This is a genomic window from Sulfitobacter marinus, from assembly GCF_900116285.1.
Classification (GTDB): domain Bacteria; phylum Pseudomonadota; class Alphaproteobacteria; order Rhodobacterales; family Rhodobacteraceae; genus Sulfitobacter; species Sulfitobacter marinus.
Window position 1 is genome coordinate 1,060,649 of the sequence record NZ_FPAJ01000001.1, and the last position, 16,221, is coordinate 1,076,869.

The window sequence follows — 16,221 nt, forward strand, 5'->3', positions numbered from 1 at the left end:
ATTATTGCTCCCTCAGGCGTGGGTTGAGAACGAAATACATCATGTCGGCAAATAGGTTCATCACGATGAAACCTGCCGCTGTGACCAGAACGACGCCCTGCACAACCGCGTAATCACGGTTGAAAACTGCATCCACGATCAGCTTGCCAAAGCCGGGGATGGTGAAAATCTGCTCGGTCAGGACGGCACCGGCAACAAGTTCGCCAAACAACAGCGCTGTCAGCGTCACGATCGGGGTCAGCGCATTGCGCAGCGCATGCTTGAGGATCACAACCCGCTCCGCCAATCCCTTGGCCCGTGCCGTGCGCACGTAATCAGCGTTCATGACGCTTAGCATCGATGATCGCGTGTGCCGCATGAGAGTTGCGGCCAAAGCCGTCCCAAGGACAAAGGATGGCATCAGCATTGTACGAACGGATTGCCAAATATCTTCGGACAAAGGCACGTAGCCCGAAGCGGGCAGCAATTGCCATTTCACCGACACCAGCAGGATCAGCATGATGCCAAGCCAGAAATTCGGTATTGAAAGCCCCGACAGCGCCACAAGATTTGCAATGTAATCTGTCGCGGTGCCTTTTTTGACCGCTGATAGAATGCCCGCGGGAATGCCAATCACCAAAGCAAAGATCATGGACATCACGGCCAGCTGGATTGTGACGGGCAGCTTTTGGCCCATCAGTTCAGTCACCGGTTGGTTGGTGCGCAGGGAAACGCCCAGATCACCTTGAAGCGCGTTTCCGACCCACGCGAAATATTGCATCCAGATGGGATCGTTAAATCGGTATTTTTCGCGCAGCAACGCCAATGTCTCGGGGTCGCGCTCTTCGCCCGCCAGAACCAACAGAGGATCACCGGGCAATAATTTTTGCAGTGCGAACACAAAGATCGAGATCAGCACGATCGTCGGCAAAGCAATCAGAATGCGTCGAAACAGAAACGGCAGCATGTCAGTCCTTTTGTGTAAATGCCCGCACGGCAGCGATGTCCCGCGCGGGCGAAGGAATTATTCCGTCCAGGTGACGCCTTCTAGGCGGATCATCCCGTCAGGATAGGCGGTAAAGCCCTTCATGTTGTCGCTGTAGGCCCAGATCCAGTTCACGTGGTACAGGAACAAACGCGGCAAATCGTCGAGCATAATAACCATTGCTTCGTCATAGAACGCTTTGCGTTCCGCCGTTGTCGGGGCGACCCGCGCGGCATTCATCAGCTCGTCCATCTTGGGGTTGGAGTATTTCGCGTCATTCAATCCGCCACCCTCGACCATGAAGGAGTGGTTGTTGCCATCCGGGTCGACGCGGCCCGACCAGCCGATCTGGCTTGCGGTGAAGTCGCCAGCGGATTGGTCGGCCAGCAATGTCGCAAACTCTTTGGAGGTCAGTTGGATGTTGATCCCCGCCTGCGCAGCCATCGCCTGCACCACCTGCATCACGGCAAGCGGCTCGGTCGAGTTTGGCACTTGCACTTCAAGGTCAATCCCATCTGCGAAACCGGCTTCGGTCAAAAGCGCCTTGGCTTTTGCTACATCCGCCCCCTCGAGTGGCAGGCTGGCGTTGTACCACGGCGAGGACGATGGGAAGGACTGGTTGCCCGGCGCGAACGCGCCTTCAAAAACCACTTGGTTCAATGCTTCGCGGTCAATGGCATAGCTCAGCGCCTGACGCAGACGTTTGTCATTGCCCCAAGGATTGTCGCCTTTTTCACCGTTGTTGATGTTGAAGGTGATACCCTGATAGCCGAGCGACACGGCGCTTTCGACGACGATGCTGTCATCGCCATTGGCCTGCGTCAAATCGGTGGCTGCCAGCCTCTCAAGCATGTCGATATCGCCCGATTGCAGGTTGGCCAAGCGCACGGTGGTGTCGGGGATCGGCAGGAACGTCACGGAGTCAAAGTGGATCTCATCCGCGTTCCAGTAGTCGGCGAACTTCGTTAGTACAATCTTGTCCTGCGCGACACGCTCGGTAAAGCTGAACGCGCCCGAGCAAACGGGGTTCAAACCAAAATCCACGCCCGCTGCGTTTGCCGCCGTCGGGGACACCATCATGCCTGCGCGGTCCGCCAGTTGTGCCAGAAGCGTGGCATCCGGACCCGCGAGGTTCAGCTTGATTTCATACTCTCCCGTCACTTCGGTCGAGGTGATTGATTTCAGCTCGGACTTGCGGCGCGACTCGTCCATGGTTTGCGAACGTTCGATATTGGCCGCGACGGCCTCGGCATTGAAAGCGGTGCCGTCGTGGAACAACACGCCCTCGCGCAGTTGCATAGTGACCGACGTGCCGTCATCCGAGGTTACCCATGAGGTCGCCAGTTGTGGAATGATTTCCAGATCAGGGGTGATATCCACCAGCTTGTCGCACAAGGACGCATATACAATACGCCCCACAAAGGTACGTGATTGATCGGGATCAAGCACATCGGCATCAGATTGCAGCGCAATGCGCAGATCCTTGGCAAAGGCCGGGCTGGCGGTCAGCGCTGTGGCCCCCAACAAGGCGGTGATTACAGCAGTTTTTAAGTTTAGCATAGGTCAGGTCCTCTCTGTTTATTGTTCGGTGTTGTGTTTTACGGTCCCACCCTCGACCGCAGCGCGGTACAGGGCAAACCGGGCTTCTGCGGCCTTGGTTTTTGGTTGTGGGTTTGGCAATGGTGCGGCACTGGCAAGGCTGTCCCAAAAGTGACATGCAACCTGATGACCATCGGATGTATCGCCTTCCAGCGCAGGCCTGTCCGTCTTGCATATGGCCTGCGCATGCGGGCAGCGCGTATGAAAACGGCACCCCTGCGGCGGTGCGGCCGGGCTGGGCATCTCGCCCAATACGGTTGTCTTATCTCTGCCGGGCGTGCTGCCCATGACCGGGATCGACGCCAGCAGCGCCTGCGTATAAGGGTGACGCGGGCTGTCATATACCTGCGCTGTGGGCCCGCTCTCGACGATCTGGCCCAAATACATCACCGCGACACGGTCGCTCATGTGGCGGATCACGGCCAGATCATGGGCAATGATCACCAACGTCAGTCCCATATCGCGCGATAGGTCCCCAAGCAGGTTAATCACCTGAGCCTGAACCGAGACATCCAGCGCCGATACAGGTTCGTCGCCGATGATTAGCTTGGGGCCAGAGGCAAGTGCGCGTGCAATCCCGATCCGCTGTCGCTGTCCACCGCTGAATTCATGCGGATAGCGTCCCGCATATTCAGCCCGTAGCCCGACGCGGCGCAGTAAATCCGCGACCCGATCACGCCGCTGTTGCGCGCTCAGCTCGGGGGCATGGACCTCTAGCGGTTCGCCCACCAGTTTGCCCACGCTCATGCGCGGGTTGAGCGACGAAAACGGGTCTTGGAAAATGAACTGCATGTCTTTTCTGAGCTTGCGCAGGTCAGCGCCGCGCGTGTCGCTGATGTCATTTCCATCAAACAAGACCTTGCCCGAGGTCGGTGCCAAAAGCCGCATCAACGCGCGTGCCAGGGTTGATTTCCCACATCCGCTTTCGCCCACAATTGCGAAAGTTTCACCGCGTCTGACCTGCAACGACACGCCCGACACCGCCTGCACAACGGGTGCCCGCGAGAGCCAAGAGCTTGCATCGCCAAAATTTTTCACAAGGTCGACGGCGTCGAGGATGATATCATCTGTCATAGCGCCACCGACAGGTTCGCCTCGATTGGGGCGTAATGGCAGGCCACGTCGTGCCCTTGTGTGGTATTGGACAGCGGCGGCCGGACCTGGCAGCGTTGCGTGGCAAAAACGCAGCGGGTGCGAAAGCGGCACCCCTCTGGCATATTTGCAACCGAGGGCACGGTGCCTGGAACCGTTGCCAGTTTGCCCCCCGGCTTGTCCAGCTGAGGCATCGCGCTCATCAGGCCGATTGTGTAGGGGTGCTGAGGATCGTTGAACACTTCGGCAACCGCGCCTCGTTCGACCACCTGCCCCCCATACATTACCGCAACGGTGTCAGCGATTTCCGCCACAACGCCCAGATCATGGGTGATCATGATCGTACCCATGCCTGTCTCATCGCTTAGATCGCGGATCAAATCGAGGATCTGCGCCTGTATCGTCACATCCAGCGCGGTCGTTGGTTCATCCGCAATCAGTATTTTGGGGTCATTGGCCAGCGCCATGGCGATCATCACCCGTTGGCGCATACCACCTGACAATTGGTGCGGGAATTCCGACAGTCGTTGCTCGGGATTGGCGATCCCAACGCGTTGCAACATGTGCAAAGCACGCGCCTGCGCGTCCGTACGACTGCCTGCGCTATGCTGCAAAATAGCCTCGATAATCTGGTTGCCGATGGTGAATGAGGGGTTAAGCGAAGTCATAGGTTCTTGAAAAATCATAGCGATGTCGTTGCCACGCATAGCGGTTGGCATGGTCACTTTGGACAGGTCCAGCCGGGTGGCCTGAATACCCAAGATTCCCGATGAAATCTTTGCAAATTCAGTGGGTAACAGCCCCATTAGTGCCATTGCTGTTACGCTCTTGCCGCACCCGGATTCACCAACCACGCACAGAACTTCACCGCGTTTGACGGTCAGGCTAATGCGGTCAATGACATCGTTGGTTTGGCCTCTAAACCGCAAAGCCAGATCATGAAGAGACATCAATATGTCTTCGCATCCATCAGGTTGCTGATCTGGTTTAGCTTGTTTTGGCATCCGCAATTTATCCCCGTCAGCTTCGAATCTACGCCTGAACCAATTTTATAATGGTTCAGGAAGATTCGAAGTCAAGCAATTATGCGATCAGTGCGCCCGGAGAGACGTCAACGGATAAGCTTGCACAAAAAAACATCACACACTCCATCAACCAGAGGTATTTCTGACGATTGAACACGGGATTCATGTATTCAGAACGCCCAAGCGCCCTTTACTGAGAGGCGGCCTTGGGTTTGAGAATATTGGCTGGATTGAATGCAGCATCGCACCCACGAGGAGAGCGTAAGTAAGATGAGAGCCGTGCTGCACAGAGGCAGGCTCCCAAAATACTTAGGGACGACTGATATACTTAGAGGTCGAGGCTTAGCATTTTGGGGCGCTCAGCCGCTTCAAAGTGTTAAACGCAGGCTGGACGACCATCCGGCCTGTCCCGATCACCCATTTCGTCGGGATACCATAAATAAAACAGCAGGTTGGCCAAGATCATCAGGCCAACGCCGCGCCAAATCATGTCGATTGGCGCGGCGTTTTGTTCAGCGGTTTTTCAAACGATCCGCAAAGTAATCGAGAAGTTCCGGCACCATCGCATCACCACGCCCTTGAGCGTCAGCATCACGCAATGCGCCCAAAGCGCCCGCAGCCATGATCGAGGGCGCGCCCGCATCCTTGGTCATCTGATCGTAGTACCCAACATCCTTGCCTGCATTGCGAATGGAAAACGCAAGCTTTGTTGGATCACCTTCCAGCGCATAAGCCGCCATAAGGTCCATAAAGACAGAGCCGAGCGGCCCGGCGTGCATCACCTCGTATAGGTCCTTTCGGTCAACCCCAACGATGTCAGCCATCACAAAACCTTCGGCCAAAGCGCTTGCCACGGTCTGACCAAAAAAGTTGTTGATCAGTTTGATCGCATGCCCGTTGCCAAGCTGGCCAAGGTGAAAGACGTTCTCACCGAGATCTTTGAGAACCGGCAACACGCGATCGTAGGCGTCTTTGTCACCTGAACACATGAGGTTGATTTTGCCCTCAAGTGCATGGCTCGGCGTCCGCCCGATCGGCGCATCCAGATAGGTGCAGCCAGCCGCGGCAACTGCGTCGCCCATCGCTTTGGTTGATGCGGGCAAGGAGGTCCCAAAATCGATAACAACCTTGCCGGCGGTCAGACCCGCGATAACACCATCGTCGCCCTGTAGCCGCCCCTCAACCTGTTCGGAGGTACCCATGCACAGCATGACGATATCACTGTTCTGCGCGACCTCTTTGGCGGACGAGGCCTCGCGCGCGCCACGCGCAATGGCTTTGTCGATTTCCGTGCGGTCGCGGTTGCCCAGGACAGTTACGTCATATCCTTGATCTTGCAGCCGCGACACCATTGCCCCGCCCATCAATCCAAGACCGATAAATCCGATGTGTGGTTTTGTCATTTTTGTCTCCTATATGACGGTGCCGATTTGCCAGGGGACGAATACGAAATCGCCCAAGCCTTGCGCCTCGGATTTGGTTTCTGTTCGTGACGCGGCCCTTAGGACCGCAGCATAGATTGTGCGCCCTCTGTTCTCAACACGGGTGCCGTAGCCCCATCGCCCCCCTTGCCCGATCTTCAGCCGTCTGCACGAAACGGTAGCATTGTTAGTCGGGTCAAGCTTCAACACCGAGATCATGCGCAGTAAGGGCCATCAGACGGCCAACGGTGCTGTGGAATATGTTCGCTTTGGGATAATTGAATTTTTGCATCTTTCCACATGTCGCGCCAGACTTTCCAATCCCGAAGCTCTGTTTCCGGATCACTGCGAGACCGCGCTACAAAACTTGGGAATTGATCACGCCCTGTGGATTGGCCTGTCACATTATAACGCAAATCAAACGACCAGCGGTATCCGTCCGATGTGTTGGACAGGCTGGAATGCGGCGTCAGCGGGTGAAAAATAACGGCACCGCCTGCTTTGACGGGTGTTGGAACTGCGCCGTCCTTTGGCAGGTAAGTATCAGTGATACCCGTTTGCTTGAGCGTGCAATGAGGCAGCATTTCATCGCGCATGCCTGGCTTTACTTGTAGGCACCCGTTTTCAACCGTGGCGTCTGTAATCGCCAGCCAGACCGTCACCATCTCGGTCTCATCTGCGCTTTCGAGCGTTACGCCTTTGTCCTGATGCCAATCGGTCGCTATGATATGGGCGCGGATTTCATCTTCCGCGACCCGATCCTCGGGCGGCTTGATGCGCACGTGCTGGATGGGATTGGACGTCAGTTCCGGCCCGATCAGGCTTTCGATGATATCCAACAAGCGCGGATGCGTCGCCATATTAAACACCGCAGGCCCGATGTGCATCGGCGTCTGGGCCGTGATGTCTGCATGCGGCAGCGATATATCCAACGGTTGATACCAATCAAACCCGCCACGATATGCCACGTCCAACATCTGCCAAAAGCCTATGCCGGGTGTTGCTGCGGGCACCAGCCTCTTGGCGTGCCAAGTGTCATAAAGCGTTGCCATCAGCTCTGCGTATTCTGCTTCTACCGCCGCCCGTGTCGCCGTATCGACCACATCGTCAATCACGAGATATCCGTCGCGATTGAATTGGTCTATTTGGACTTGGGTCAGCATGGTGACGGCTCCTTACAGCAGCAATGTTACAATGCTCGGCCAGATAAGCAGCACAGACAAGGCCAACAGTTGGACACCGATGAAGGGCAGGAAACCCTTGAAGATGTCGACCAATGTGATGTGCGGCGGAGCCACGGATTTGAGATAGAACGCCGCTGGCCCAAAGGGCGGCGACAGGAAACTGACCTGCATGTTCATACAAAACAGCACCCCGAACCAGACCGACACGTGCTTGGGGTCCAACGTTCCGATCAGGCCGATTTCCTCAATCGGGAGGCGTTTTACGATAGGCAAGAATACCGGAATAATCAGCAAAACGATACCGACCCAATCCATGAACGCGCCCATGAACAGCAGGATCAGCATCATGGTCAGCAACACCAGCATCGTTGGCATTTCCGACCCGACGATCAGGTTGGCGATGTAGTTCGGCCCCCCTGCCAGCGTGTATGCGCCCGCCAAGGCTGCAGCCCCGATGGTGACCCAGATAATCGTACCTGTGGATTTCAGCGTGCGCATCATTGCGTCCCACAACAGCCCAACACTGGCCTCACCGCGCAGTAATGCGATGACGAGAACAGCAAATGCGCCCATGCCCGCGGCCTCAGTGATGCCGGTAATGCCGCCATAAATGGACCCCAGAACAACGCCAATAACCGTGATCGGGGGAACCAGCCCTTTGCCGTGCTCCCACCCGATGGCAGTACGTCTGGCCCCGAAAAGCCCAAACGCCAACGCCAATCCAATGGCAACGGCCCCCGCAATGTACGGGATGTGATGGGGCATCCCCATAACGATGGGGTCTTCGCCCTCTTCCAGAATGTTTTGACCGAAGATCGTAAAGAACAGAACCCGGGCCAACAGCAATGCGGCAAAGCCCGCGCCAAGCACGCTCAGGAACGCTAAAAATGCTTGCCCTTTTCCGGATCGTGACATCAAGAACATCAGGCCGGTTATGATGAAACCAAAGATCACCGTCTTGGGCCGCCCCGCAACCATTTCGCCCAATGTCGGGATTGACACAGTCAGTATCCAGCCCACCAAGAGGGTCAGCAACATCACGGTAAAGGCGGTCCACAACGCGCTAAAGACCAGCTTGGGCGCGGCCGAGATCCCAACCTCGGAGATGCCGCCATCGGGCGGGTCTTCAGGCAACGGTGCCTGACTGTGATCCAAATTCACCCGGATCAGGATGTAGATAATGATCATCGACGCAAGCATGAAACCGGGCACAAACGCCCCCGTGAACAAAGCCTTGATCGACGTCTCGGTGATCAACCCGTAGATGATGAGGACAATCGAAGGCGGGATCATCGTGCCCAAGGACCCCGAGGCACAGATCGTGCCAATCGCGAGGTTCTGGTTATAGCCAAGGCGCAGCATTTGCGGCAGCGCGATCAGGCCCAGCAGCACAACTTCGCCCCCAATAATCCCAGACATCGCAGCCATGATGACAGCCATCAAGGACGTCACAATCGCCACGCCGCCACGTACCCGTGCCAACCAGAAATCAAGTGCGTTGTACATTTCCTTGGCGATGCCCGAACGCTCAAGCAGTGCCGCCATGAAGATAAACAACGGCACGGATATGAGGACATATTCGGTCATCAGATCGAATATCTTCTGCGTCAGAAGATAAAGGGCCCCCGTCCCCGGGTTGCCCGTCAGCATCCCGTCCCCAATGGTCCACGGCGCGGTCAGGATGGTGGGTTCGAACTTCAACACCAGTACCAAAAGCGCAAGTACGGCAGATGCAAATCCAAGTGGCATACCAATCGCCAGCAAGACGATCATGCCCAAGACGACGATCATTGAAATTGAGCCAATATCCATTATTCGACTCCGATGCTGCGTTTGATTGCGGCGATTTCATCTTCGTCGATCTCGTCGTGTGAGTAAAATTCCGGGTCGAGGTGCCAGTCGGCAATAAGGTTGGCAATCGCCTGTACGGAAATCAGCATAAGGATGATCAGGATCATCGGTTGGATCGTCGCCGGGATCGGCGGATCAAAGGCCGTGCCGAACATCTCCCAGCGGTATAGTTTGTTGATGAACACCTGCTTATAGCTGCCAAACACCAACCCGACCGAAAAGGTCACGATCATCAGCGTCGACAAAACGTCAAACAGCTTGCGAATGGGGCGCGGCACCACGTCATACAAGATCGAAATGCGGATATGGCAGCGTTGCTGCATGGCGTAAAAGCCCGAACATAGAAACACGAAACCGGCGATCCAAAGCGTCAGCTCGTTCGCCCATTTTGTTGGTTTTTCAACGGCGTATCGCATGAATACTTCAAACAGCATCACGCAGGTCATGGCTAGGATCATCATCATCGTAGCGCGCCCAATGAACAGCGCGAAACGGTCCCACCGTCGCCAGCGTTCGAATTCCATTGGCGCGACCACAACAGACCGCGACCCAAGATACGCGAAAACCGGGATCAGTATCAGTGCAACCCAATCAATCACATTCGCGAAGCCGCCAAACAAGCCACCCAAATTAGGCAGCACGCCTTTGCGCATGTGCAGTTCTGAAATCTGAAGGAAAAGGCTTTCGCTTTCGGGGCGGAACCAATCAAGGATAAATGCGGGGATATGCCAGACGACCCAGCCCGCGCAGATCAAAAACGCTGAAGGATATATCCATTCTTTCAATCCACCTGTTTGTGCATCGCTCATCATGTGCCCCCGCCATGGTCTAACTTGCTTACTCTCTAAGGTGAAAACGGCGGGGAAAGCCCCCGCCGTTTTCTGATCTCAAACCTCTCGGCCTTACTTCATGGCACCAATGCCGCGCAGGAAGTCGAGGTGGCTGTTCAACAGCGCCTCGGATTCTGGCGTCGTGGAGAATTCAGCCCATGCGTCCTGAACCGCACCGCGATAAGTTGCCATGTCCTCTTCGGACCACTGGTACATATTCAGGCCTTGCTCAGCCAAAATGACGGAGTTCTTTGCGTTCGCAACTTCGTTGATCGTTGTGTTGCGCAGGGCAAGTGCTTGCATCGCAACTTTCATGATCGCCTGATGGTGGGCCGGCATCGCGTCCCAAACACCCTTGTTACACGCAAGGTGGTCAGCGGGCATTGAGTGGAAACCAGGGTAGTTTGTGTGCTCTGCAATATCATAAAGACCCAGGCCGATGTTGTTGGTCAGGTTTGCCGCATCCGCACCGTCGATGATGCCTGTTTCCAGCGCAGTAAAGATCTCGTTAAAGTCCATCACGATTGGAGACGCGCCAAGGTTTTCAAAGATCAGCGTGATCACACCGGGAGGCGACCGGAACTTCCAGCCTTCAAGGTCCGCAACACCAGCCAAGGGGCTTGTGGAGGACAGCGATTCCGGACCCGGAATCCACCAACCGACAAATTCCATACCGTAAGGGTTATAGAGTTCATTCAGCGCTTCATAGCCACCGCCATGCAGCAACCATGCGTATTGCTGATAGGGGTTTGCATAGCCGCCTGTCAGATCGCCTGTAAACTGGAACGCCGGGTTCTTACCGGTCTGATAAGAGCCACCAGTCATATCACAATCAAGGATACCTGTTGCAGCAGCGTCGAAGGTTTCGGCGGATTTCACGACGGATGATGCATAGAACATCTCAATCTGGATATCTCCACCAGACATCGCATGAACGTCATCGATGAACGTCGCAGCCATTTTGCCGGACAATGTTTCTTGGCTAAAATGCGTCTGAATACGCAGGTTCGTTTGCTGCGCATCAGCGGCAGCTGCCGTCATCGCCAAGGCGGCCGCAGACGCGGCAAGCTTAAGGTTTTTCAGTGCGGACATATCGTTCCTCCCATTTGGTAAATTGTCCGGAAGCATTGACTGCCCCTCATTTTGGTATGACGAAACTAGAGTGAAGGTAAAATTTAGGCAATCTAAATTCTCGATTGCGCTAACAAATCTGTAGATACATGTTTTAAAAGGGAGAATTGATATTATTGCCAAACAATTCTGAGGATAAGTCTGGCCTTTCAAAACCTTTCGAGCGATGTATGGTCTTACAATACCGAACCCGATCACAAAAAAGAATCTAGCTGAGATAGGACACAACATGTCAAAGATGACCAAGGACAAATTGCGGTCTCGCGATTGGTTCAACCGCGAAGGTGATCCGGAAATAACCGCGCTCTATCTGGAACGGTATCTCAACTATGGTCTGACCCGTGAGGAACTTCAGGGCGGCAAGCCGATCATTGCAATTGCTCAGACCGGCAGTGACCTTTCGCCCTGCAACCGCCACCATATCGAGCTTACCAAACGTGTCCGGGACGGCATCATTGCAGCGGGGGGCACTTGTATCGAAATCCCGGTGCATCCCATTCAGGAAACCGGCAAACGCCCCACGGCGAACCTAGACCGCAACCTTGCCTATCTGTCACTTGTGGAAACGCTGTATGGCTATCCGATTGATGGCGTTGTCCTCAACATCGGTTGTGACAAGACCACACCTGCCCTTCTGATGGCGGCGGCCACAGTCAACATCCCCGCGATTGCACTGTCCGTCGGCCCGATGCTGAACGGCTATTGGAACGGCGAACGCGCGGGCTCGGGCACCGTGATTTGGAAAGCGCGTGAACTCATGGCCAAGGGCGATATCGACGGCGATGAGTTCATGGAAATCGCCGCTTCAAGCGCGCCGTCCGTGGGGTACTGCAACACCATGGGCACCGCGACGACCATGAACTCACTGGCCGAAGCCTTGGGCATGCAACTCCCCGGCTCCGCCGCCATCCCCGCACCCTACCGTGAACGCGGCCAGATATCCTATGAGACCGGCAAACGCATCGTCGAGATGGTTTGGGATGACCTGCGTCCGTCTGACATCATGACGCGCGAGGCGTTCGAAAACGCGATCGTCATCAATTCGGCCATCGGTGGCTCCACCAATGCGCCGATCCATCTTAACGCGATCGCGGCGCATCTTGGCGTGCCATTGGACAACGACGACTGGCAAAACATCGGCCACAAGGTGCCGTTGTTGGTGAACTTGCAACCGGCGGGCAAGTATCTGGGCGAAGATTACCACCGAGCGGGTGGCGTGCCCTCTGTCGTGGCACATCTGATTGGTGGTGGGCTGCTGCCCCACCCCGGTGCAATTACGGTTAATGGCGTCAGCATGGGCGATAACTGCCAAGGTCGCGCCGCCACCAATACCGACGTCATCCGCCCGTTGGAAAACCCGCTGGTGACAGACGCAGGATTCCTTAACCTCAAGGGCAATCTGTTTGACAGTGCGATCATGAAAACCAGCGTGATCTCTGACGATTTCCGCAAAAGGTATCTGTCCAACGCCGGTGATATGGACGCCTTTGAAGGCCGCGCAATCGTGTTTGACGGCACCGAAGACTATCACCGGCGCATCGACGATCCCGCAGAAAACATTGACGAAAACTGTGTGCTGTTCATGCGCGGCGCGGGTCCGAAGGGCTATCCCGGCGGCGCTGAAGTCGTGAACATGCGAGCGCCGTCGTATTTGCTGAAGCAAGGGATCGAGGCCCTGCCCTGCATTGGTGACGGTCGCCAATCGGGTACGTCTGGGTCCCCGTCGATCCTGAATGCGTCCCCCGAAGCCGCCGAAAGCGGCGGGCTTGCCTTGCTCAAGACCGGCGACCGCGTGCGGTTCGATCTGGCGAAAGGCACGGCGGACATGTTGGTGCCCTTGGATGAACTTGCCGAACGGGCGCGCCAATTGTTGGCCGATGGTGGATATCAGGTGCCCGAAAGCCAGACGCCGTGGCAGCAATATTTCCGTGATCTTACGAACGGCTTGGACAAGGGCATGACCCTGCGCGGTGCCCCATCCTACCGCGATGTGGCCCGCAAAAGCATGCCGCGGGACAGCCACTGATGGCCGATCTTTTGGGGATGCGCGAGGTCACAATCGCCCGTCCCTGAAATCGCGGCGTTGCTTTAGCGCCCCATCCAGCCGCCATCGACAACCAGGATTTCGCCATTCACGTAATCGGATGCGGATGAAGCAAGAAACACGGCCGGCCCTGCAAAATCTTGCGGCGTGCCCCAACGCCCTTGCGGGATACGTTCAAGGATCGATTTGGACCGTGCCGCATCATCTTGGAGCGCTTTGGTGTTGTCGGTCGCGATATAGCCGGGCGCGATTGCGTTGACGTTGATGCCATGGGGTGCCCATTCATTCGCCAATGCTTTTGTCAGTTGCCCGATGCCCCCCTTGGATGCAGCATACCCCGGCACGGTGATCCCGCCCTGAAATGTCAAAAGGGACGCCGTAAAGATGATCTTTCCCGACCCGCGCGCCACCATACCCCGCCCGATTTCACGGCTGAGGATGAATTGCGACGACAGGTTCACGTCAATCACTTCGTCCCAAAGCGCGTCATCATGATCTGCCGCAGGCTTACGTTTGATCGTGCCTGCGTTGTTGACCAGAATATCAGGCGCGATCCCATCGGCCTCGAGCTGGGCGGCAAACCCGCGCACCGCAGCGCGATCAGAAAAATCGCATTGATAAGCTTTGAAGCTGCGCCCCTTTGCAGTGATCGCCGTTTCAACATCACTGCCCGGCTCAAGGGTTGCACTGACCCCGATAATGTCCGCACCTGCATCTGCCAAGGCCTCGGCCATGCCGCGCCCGATGCCACGTTTGCAGCCCGTCACAAGGGCGGTTTTTCCCGTAAGATCAAACAGGGTCATGCGAAATCCCCCACCTTGATCAGGCTCTTAAGGGCGGTCGGACTGCTATCAAGCTGTTCAAACGCTTTCTGGATATCTGCCAGCGGGCTGACGTCGGTGATAAAGGTTTCCGCATCGACACCGCCAGATGCAACGATGGAAATCGCCTTGTCATAGTCTTGCGGCTCATACACCCGCACGCCGACCATCTGCAGCTCGCGCCAGAAAAACTGGAACAGATCAATCTGCGGCTTTTGCGCATGGATGGCGACCATGACGATACGCGCGCGCGTGGCAGCGCAGGCCGTCATTGCATCAACACCGGGCTGCGAACCGGACACCTCAAACACCACATCGGCCCCCTTGCCCCCGGTCCGCTCCTGGATCGCAGCAGCCAAATCCGCTTTCGCGGGGTTCACTGTGTCAAATCCCAGCTTCTCAGCAATCGCCAAACGCGCCTCATTAACTTCGGAGACAACCACATTGCCCCCCGCGTCCCGTGCGACCATCGCACAGAGCATCCCGATGGGTCCGCCTCCAATGACCAGCACATCCTCGCCCGCTTGCAAATTCGACATGCGCACATCGTGACAGGCCACTGCAACCGGCTCGATCAACGCGGCATGATCCAGACGCATATCATCGGGCAGCAAATGCACCGTGTGGGACGGCACCGTCCAGATTTCCTGCATCGCGCCGTTCGTATCAAGGCCGAGGAATTTCAGATTGTGGCAGATATGCTGATGCCCTGCGTTGCACGCCGGACAATCGCCGCAGTGATCCAAGGGGCGCACGACGACCTTTTGACCCTCGGCAAAACCTGTAACGCCGTCACCGACAGCGGCAACAACACCTGACATTTCATGACCGATCACACGTTCAAACCCGACGCGCGCATCCATATTGCCGTGATAGACATGCATGTCGGTGCCACAAATTCCGCAATAGGCAATGCGAATAGACACCTCGCCCGCAGCAGGGCCAGCGGCCTCTGCTGTCTCAACGGTGAACGTGCGATCACCACGATAAAACGCGGCCTGAATTGTCTGGGTCATGATGTTACCTCGGTGTCATGGACGCATGAGCCGCGTCGAGTTTTTCAAAATCAAAAGTCACGCCTATCCCTGCATCATTTGGGGCAACGGCCAAGTGGTTTTCAACTTGCAAGGGCCGTGTTGTATATTGATCAATCGGAAAGCTGTGCACTTCAAGCCAGCCCGCATCCACTTGGCTGGATACCAGGCTTACGTGGAGTTCTTGCATCCCGTGGCTGCACACCGGAATGCCATGTTGTTTGGCAAGCGCCGCAACCTGTAACCAACCCGTAATACCACCACAGTTGGACGCATCTGGTTGAATAAAGCTCAACTTGGAATCGCGAAACGCATATTCGAATTCATGGATCGTGTGGAGGTTTTCACCCATCGCCAGTGGCACGCCTGTCGCATCTGCTATCTCGCCATAGCCCACATAATCATCTGGAATGGTCGGTTCTTCGAACCACAAAACGTTATAGTCGGCAAAGGCGTTCGCGGCGGCAATCGCCTCTGGCACTGTCATGGAATAGTTCGCATCGACCATCAATGCGCGGTCTGGTCCTATTGCCGCGCGGATGGCCGCGACGCGTTCGATATCATCGGCCAGATCAGGCTGGCCTACTTTAATTTTTACACCGTTATATCCTGCCGCCAGATAGCCTTCGGTTTGCTTGATCAGCTTTGGTAAAGGGAAGTTTAGATCAATCCCGCCAGCATAGGCCTTGCACCGGTCGCGCGCCCCTCCCGCCATCTTCCAAAGTGGATGCTCCGCCGCCTTACAACGCAGATCCCACAATGCGATATCGACCGCAGAAATCGCAAAAGACGCGATCCCGCCGCGTGCCACGTAATGTACATGCCACTGCATTTCGTCATACAATGACTCAACCGCAGCGGCATCTTTACCAACCAAGAACGGGGCCAGATCATAACGGATCATCGCCGCAATGGCCTGCCCGCCCTTGCCGCCGGTATAGGTATATCCAGTGCCCGTCTGCCCGCCTGCCAGTGTAATTGTGCAAATAACCAACTCAAAATGCGTGTGGTCGCCATGCTTTGCATCCGTCAAAACCTCTACCAATGGAACATTGAACAAGCGAGTTTCGACGTTTTCGATCGGGTTCATCAAGGCCTCTCCTGTTGTGCAGATAATGACACTTCAGTTTGGCACCTAATGACATTAGATTTTGGTATGACAATAATTGCAACAGAGGTCCAGAGACAGATTTGACCCGCGCTTACTGGTGCCCCCGCCATATTT

13 protein-coding genes are annotated in these 16,221 nt (G+C 55.9%); 1 reads left to right on the forward strand and 12 read right to left on the reverse strand.

The features are described from left to right. Nucleotide 1 precedes the first annotated feature (1 nt). The 9 genes from BM347_RS05220 to BM347_RS05270 form a co-directional block, all read right to left on the reverse strand. A complete protein-coding gene (locus tag BM347_RS05220; protein ID WP_093915293.1) occupies nucleotides 2-946 on the reverse strand; it encodes an ABC transporter permease in 945 nt (314 codons plus the stop codon). A 57-nt stretch (nucleotides 947-1,003) separates the two neighbouring features. Further along, nucleotides 1,004-2,524, reverse strand: coding sequence for an ABC transporter substrate-binding protein (locus tag BM347_RS05225; RefSeq protein ID WP_093915294.1), 1,521 nt, complete (start codon nucleotides 2,522-2,524; stop codon nucleotides 1,004-1,006). Nucleotides 2,525-2,542: 18 nt separating this feature from the next. Next, entirely contained in the window at nucleotides 2,543-3,637 is a 1,095-nt protein-coding gene (locus tag BM347_RS05230) for an ABC transporter ATP-binding protein (RefSeq protein WP_093915295.1), read from the reverse strand. Further along, nucleotides 3,634-4,605 carry an ABC transporter ATP-binding protein gene (locus BM347_RS05235; RefSeq protein ID WP_245764188.1) on the reverse strand — a complete coding sequence of 324 codons (972 nt, stop codon included), beginning with the start codon at nucleotides 4,603-4,605 and terminating at the stop codon, nucleotides 3,634-3,636. The genes BM347_RS05230 and BM347_RS05235 overlap by 4 nt, the downstream gene beginning before the upstream one ends. 587 nt (nucleotides 4,606-5,192) lie before the next feature. Then, nucleotides 5,193-6,083 (reverse strand): NAD(P)-dependent oxidoreductase, encoded by an 891-nt coding sequence (locus BM347_RS05240; protein ID WP_093915297.1) that lies wholly within the window; start codon nucleotides 6,081-6,083, stop codon nucleotides 5,193-5,195. Between the two features lie 233 nt (nucleotides 6,084-6,316). Continuing rightward, entirely contained in the window at nucleotides 6,317-7,264 is a 948-nt protein-coding gene (locus BM347_RS05250; RefSeq protein WP_093915299.1) for a phytanoyl-CoA dioxygenase family protein, read from the reverse strand. 12 nt (nucleotides 7,265-7,276) lie between these two features. Further along, on the reverse strand, nucleotides 7,277-9,097 hold the full coding sequence (locus tag BM347_RS17660) for a TRAP transporter large permease (protein WP_245764189.1): 1,821 nt from the start codon (nucleotides 9,095-9,097) through the stop codon (nucleotides 7,277-7,279). Next, a complete protein-coding gene (locus BM347_RS05265) occupies nucleotides 9,097-9,945 on the reverse strand; it encodes a TRAP transporter small permease subunit (protein ID WP_093915300.1) in 849 nt (282 codons plus the stop codon). Before BM347_RS05265 ends, BM347_RS17660 begins: the two co-directional genes overlap by 1 nt. A 93-nt stretch (nucleotides 9,946-10,038) precedes the next feature. Continuing rightward, nucleotides 10,039-11,058: a TRAP transporter substrate-binding protein gene (locus tag BM347_RS05270; protein WP_093915301.1), complete on the reverse strand. Its 1,020-nt coding sequence runs from the start codon at nucleotides 11,056-11,058 to the stop codon at nucleotides 10,039-10,041. A gap of 268 nt (nucleotides 11,059-11,326) precedes the next feature. Between BM347_RS05270 and BM347_RS05275 the strand changes: the two genes are divergently transcribed. Then, entirely contained in the window at nucleotides 11,327-13,123 is a 1,797-nt protein-coding gene (locus BM347_RS05275; RefSeq protein WP_175498490.1) for an IlvD/Edd family dehydratase, read from the forward strand. A gap of 62 nt (nucleotides 13,124-13,185) precedes the next feature. Here the strand turns inward: BM347_RS05275 and BM347_RS05280 are convergent, their stop codons facing one another. The 3 genes from BM347_RS05280 to BM347_RS05290 are packed head-to-tail and all read right to left on the reverse strand — an operon-like array spanning nucleotide 13,186 to nucleotide 16,086. Then, nucleotides 13,186-13,944: an SDR family oxidoreductase gene (locus BM347_RS05280; protein ID WP_093915302.1), complete on the reverse strand. Its 759-nt coding sequence runs from the start codon at nucleotides 13,942-13,944 to the stop codon at nucleotides 13,186-13,188. Then, on the reverse strand, nucleotides 13,941-14,978 hold the full coding sequence (locus BM347_RS05285) for a zinc-dependent alcohol dehydrogenase (protein ID WP_093915303.1): 1,038 nt from the start codon (nucleotides 14,976-14,978) through the stop codon (nucleotides 13,941-13,943). The genes BM347_RS05280 and BM347_RS05285 overlap by 4 nt, the downstream gene beginning before the upstream one ends. Before the next feature lie 4 nt (nucleotides 14,979-14,982). Beyond that, a complete protein-coding gene (locus BM347_RS05290) occupies nucleotides 14,983-16,086 on the reverse strand; it encodes a mandelate racemase/muconate lactonizing enzyme family protein (protein WP_093915304.1) in 1,104 nt (367 codons plus the stop codon). Between the last annotated feature and the right edge of the window lie 135 nt (nucleotides 16,087-16,221).

Bases quoted from the DNA above. Each gene is read 5' to 3' on its own strand.
- BM347_RS05240 (WP_093915297.1), bottom strand. From the start codon at position 6,083: ATGACAAAACCACACATCGGATTTATCGGTCTTGGATTGATGGGCGGG.
- BM347_RS05265 (WP_093915300.1), bottom strand. From the start codon at position 9,945: ATGAGCGATGCACAAACAGGTGGATTGAAAGAATGGATATATCCTTCA.
- BM347_RS05230 (WP_093915295.1), bottom strand. From the start codon at position 3,637: ATGACAGATGATATCATCCTCGACGCCGTCGACCTTGTGAAAAATTTT.
- BM347_RS05250 (WP_093915299.1), bottom strand. From the start codon at position 7,264: ATGCTGACCCAAGTCCAAATAGACCAATTCAATCGCGACGGATATCTC.
- BM347_RS05220 (WP_093915293.1), bottom strand. From the start codon at position 946: ATGCTGCCGTTTCTGTTTCGACGCATTCTGATTGCTTTGCCGACGATC.
- BM347_RS05280 (WP_093915302.1), bottom strand. From the start codon at position 13,944: ATGACCCTGTTTGATCTTACGGGAAAAACCGCCCTTGTGACGGGCTGC.
- BM347_RS05285 (WP_093915303.1), bottom strand. From the start codon at position 14,978: ATGACCCAGACAATTCAGGCCGCGTTTTATCGTGGTGATCGCACGTTC.
- BM347_RS05270 (WP_093915301.1), bottom strand. From the start codon at position 11,058: ATGTCCGCACTGAAAAACCTTAAGCTTGCCGCGTCTGCGGCCGCCTTG.
- BM347_RS05235 (WP_245764188.1), bottom strand. From the start codon at position 4,605: ATGTCTCTTCATGATCTGGCTTTGCGGTTTAGAGGCCAAACCAACGAT.
- BM347_RS17660 (WP_245764189.1), bottom strand. From the start codon at position 9,097: ATGGATATTGGCTCAATTTCAATGATCGTCGTCTTGGGCATGATCGTC.
- BM347_RS05275 (WP_175498490.1), top strand. From the start codon at position 11,327: ATGTCAAAGATGACCAAGGACAAATTGCGGTCTCGCGATTGGTTCAAC.
- BM347_RS05225 (WP_093915294.1), bottom strand. From the start codon at position 2,524: ATGCTAAACTTAAAAACTGCTGTAATCACCGCCTTGTTGGGGGCCACA.
- BM347_RS05290 (WP_093915304.1), bottom strand. From the start codon at position 16,086: ATGAACCCGATCGAAAACGTCGAAACTCGCTTGTTCAATGTTCCATTG.